The sequence below is a fragment of the Lysinibacillus sp. FJAT-14222 genome, from assembly GCF_001278875.1.
Classification (GTDB): domain Bacteria; phylum Bacillota; class Bacilli; order Bacillales_A; family Planococcaceae; genus Lysinibacillus; species Lysinibacillus agricola.
In genome coordinates this window covers 1-1,345 of sequence record NZ_LIYL01000006.1, presented here as the reverse complement: position 1 = coordinate 1,345, position 1,345 = coordinate 1, and the positions used below count along the sequence as shown (strand labels likewise).

Annotated in this window: 1 protein-coding gene; it reads right to left on the bottom strand. The window is 40.0% G+C overall.

Annotated elements, in window-relative coordinates:
- Window position 1: 1 nt before the first annotated feature.
- The gene (locus AN161_RS02615) at window positions 2-1,330 is read right to left on the bottom strand and encodes an IS3 family transposase (RefSeq protein ID WP_053592830.1); all 1,329 of its coding nucleotides are present in this window, start codon (window positions 1,328-1,330) and stop codon (window positions 2-4) included.
- Between the last annotated feature and the right edge of the window lie 15 nt (window positions 1,331-1,345).

The window sequence follows — 1,345 nt, the reverse complement described above, 5'->3', positions numbered from 1 at the left end:
ATTAAGCAGCTAAGAGATGGTTTCTGTATTGTACAGGAGCCATCCTTTTTAGATTCCATTGATAACGATAATTATTGTAATAGACCATGTAGTGATTGATTTTGGCTTTTAGTTCCTCAAGTGTCTTCAAGGAGCTAAAGTCTACTTCGTCTTTAAAATGACCGAAAAACGATTCCTGTGGCGCATTGTCCCAACAGTTTCCTCGGCGTGACATCGATTGACCTAAGCCATGTTTTTTTAAGAGCGTTTGATAGCGTGGGCTTGTATAGTGAACCCCTTGATCTGAATGGATAAAGGCCTCTGAATGAAGCTGAACGCGCTTATTACTGATCAATTTTTTAATCGTTTCCGTAGCGATTTCGAGCGTGATTCGATCTGAGACATGGTACGCTAAAATTTCGTTCGTCGAGGCATCTTTTATCGTCGACAAATAAGCCATACACTTTCCGTTATATGGCACATAGCTGATGTCCGTTAATAATACTTTCCCAGGGATACCTTGCTTAAATTCACGATTTAATTTATTTGGCACAACACGATGTTCCTTCGTTGCTTTCGCCATTTGTTTATATGGATTCGGTTTACGATGCGGGCAGACAATCCCGAACTTGCGCATAATACGCTGGATTTTTTTTCGGCTCATCACACATTGAAAATCCTGCTCGAGTGTCATTTTAATCGAACGAGAGCCTTTCTTATAACCACGACGATCAAAGGCTTTTAAAATCAAATCGCGTGCCTTTAAATCCTTCTGTTCTCTCAAGGCTCGCGCATCACTCGCCTGTAAATAGCTATAATAGCCTGAACGAGAAACCTTTAAGAGGTTACAAAAATACGTCACCATCCGTTCAAATGGAAACTGAGTGAGCGTATCTGAAATGAGTTGAAAGACCTTATTTGTGCTTAGTTTTTGGCTGTCGTTTAGCAGCCCCCTTTCTGTCGCTTCGAGCTTTTTTAGTAAATCTACTTGCCCCTCCAATAGTTGAATGCGTGCAGCTTGTCTTTCAATGACTTCTGCGGCTGTTAATTCGCGTTTAATTGGTCTACCTGATCCAGATTTGCGTGTATCCGTTAAGCCAATTAAGCCGTTCTTTTCATACGCTTTACGCCAACGAAAGGCTGATTGTTCAATACGTTTGATCCCAATTATCTCTTCATCAAAGCCATATTCCTTAAAAATTTGTCTCGGTGTTTTCCCTGCGAAGTATTCATCAATGAATTGACTCTTAAATGTATCTGTATAGGTAATCGTACGTTCGCTAACCTGTTGTACGTTTGGATTTTTTTGAAGTTGTAGTATCTGTTTTGGTGAAAATATAATTTTACTCATAGTAGCCCCTAGTTC

What these genes read in the sequence shown, in the direction of transcription:
- AN161_RS02615 (WP_053592830.1), bottom strand. Translation starts at nt 1,330, where the DNA reads ATGAGTAAAATTATATTTTCACCAAAACAGATACTACAACTTCAAAAA.